This window comes from Cytobacillus firmus NBRC 15306 (genome assembly GCF_001591465.1).
Classification (GTDB): domain Bacteria; phylum Bacillota; class Bacilli; order Bacillales; family Cytobacillaceae; genus Cytobacillus; species Cytobacillus firmus.
Genome location: NZ_BCUY01000211.1, coordinates 1 through 1,412, shown reverse-complemented (window position 1 = coordinate 1,412; position 1,412 = coordinate 1). Strand labels below are relative to the sequence as shown.

The 1,412-nt window shown below is 44.6% G+C and carries 2 protein-coding genes; both read left to right on the top strand.

The window, feature by feature from the left end:
- The first annotated feature begins 88 nt into the window (after window positions 1-88).
- Window positions 89-691: an alpha/beta hydrolase gene (locus BFI01S_RS21880; protein ID WP_061794445.1), complete on the top strand. Its 603-nt coding sequence runs from the start codon at window positions 89-91 to the stop codon at window positions 689-691.
- A gap of 111 nt (window positions 692-802) precedes the next feature.
- Window positions 803-1,412: NAD(P)H:quinone oxidoreductase (wrbA, locus tag BFI01S_RS21875; RefSeq protein ID WP_061794444.1), on the top strand; the 610-nt coding region annotated here is incomplete at its 3' end.

Below are 1,412 nucleotides of genomic sequence, written 5' to 3'. Positions count from 1 at the left end.
CCCCATATCCTCCTTTGATTCCTCTGAGTCTTGAAGTGGGGGTCTTACTGCCCGTTAGACTGCGATAGAACAAAGAGAGGAAGATACGATGAAACACATTTTTCAAAAAGGAAAGGATCCTTCCAAGCCTGTATTATTGCTGCTTCACGGAACGGGAGGTACAGAAACTGACCTGCTGCCGCTTGCAGGTCATATTGATCCGGAGGCTTCTGTTCTAAGTGTGCGCGGTAATGTGCTGGAAAATGGGATGCCGAGATTTTTCCGCAGGCTGGCAGAAGGTGTCTTTGATGAAGAAGATCTGATTTTTCGAACAAAAGAATTAAACGGATTTTTAGATGAAGCCGCACAGAAATACGGATTTGAGCGTGAAAACATTGTGGCAATTGGCTATTCAAATGGAGCTAATATTGCAGGAAGCTTATTATTCCTTCATCAAAACTCCTTAAGAGCAGCGATTCTGCACCATCCGATGGTTCCAAGGCGTGGTGCTGAATTGCCTGATCTCAGAGGAACATCAGTATTTATCGCAGCCGGAACCAATGACCCGATTTGCCCGGCAGAAGAATCCACTGACTTACAGTCATTATTGGAAAGTGCAGGAGCTAAAGTCGAACTTCACTGGGAAAGTTTTGGTCACCAATTAACCATGGGTGAAGTTCAGGCTGCCGCCCGCTGGTATAAACAAATATAAAAAAAGTTATTCTGACGAATTATAAGGGAAGAGAATGAAAGAATAGGGAGTGCTATCATGGGTATCCTATCAAGGTTATTTGGAAATTCAACTAAAAAGGAGACGATTAATATGGAAAATGTAAAATTAGCAGTCATTTTTTACAGCATGGGCGGAACAAACTATCAATTGTCTAAATGGGCGGAGGAAGGCGGCAAAGAAGCCGGTGCGGAAGTTAAAGTTTTTAAGGTCCCGGAACTGGCACCGCAATCAGCAATTGAAGGCAATCCTGCATGGAAAGCAACTGTTGAGGCTACAAAGGATGTGCCTGAAATTAAGCCGGACGACCTTGAATGGGCAGATGCTATTATATTCAGCGTACCGACCCGTTTCGGCAATATGCCTTCCCAAATGAAGCAGTTCCTTGATACAACTGGCGGTCTTTGGGCGAAAGGAAAGCTTGTGAATAAGGCAGTAAGCGCAATGACTTCAGCCCAAAATCCGCATGGCGGCCAAGAAGCAACCATTCTTTCGCTTTATACTACGATGTATCATTGGGGTGCGATTGTGGCTGCTCCCGGTTACACCGATCCGGTTCTTTTCGGAGCAGGCGGCAACCCATATGGAACAAGCGTAACGGTTGATCAGGACGGAAACATGATTGAAGATGTTAAAGAAGCTGTTAAGTATCAGGCGAAAAGAACTGTCACAGTTGCTGAGTGGATTAAAAAAGGAAATCAAT

What these genes read in the sequence shown, in the direction of transcription:
- BFI01S_RS21880 (WP_061794445.1), top strand. Translation starts at nt 89, where the DNA reads ATGAAACACATTTTTCAAAAAGGAAAGGATCCTTCCAAGCCTGTATTA.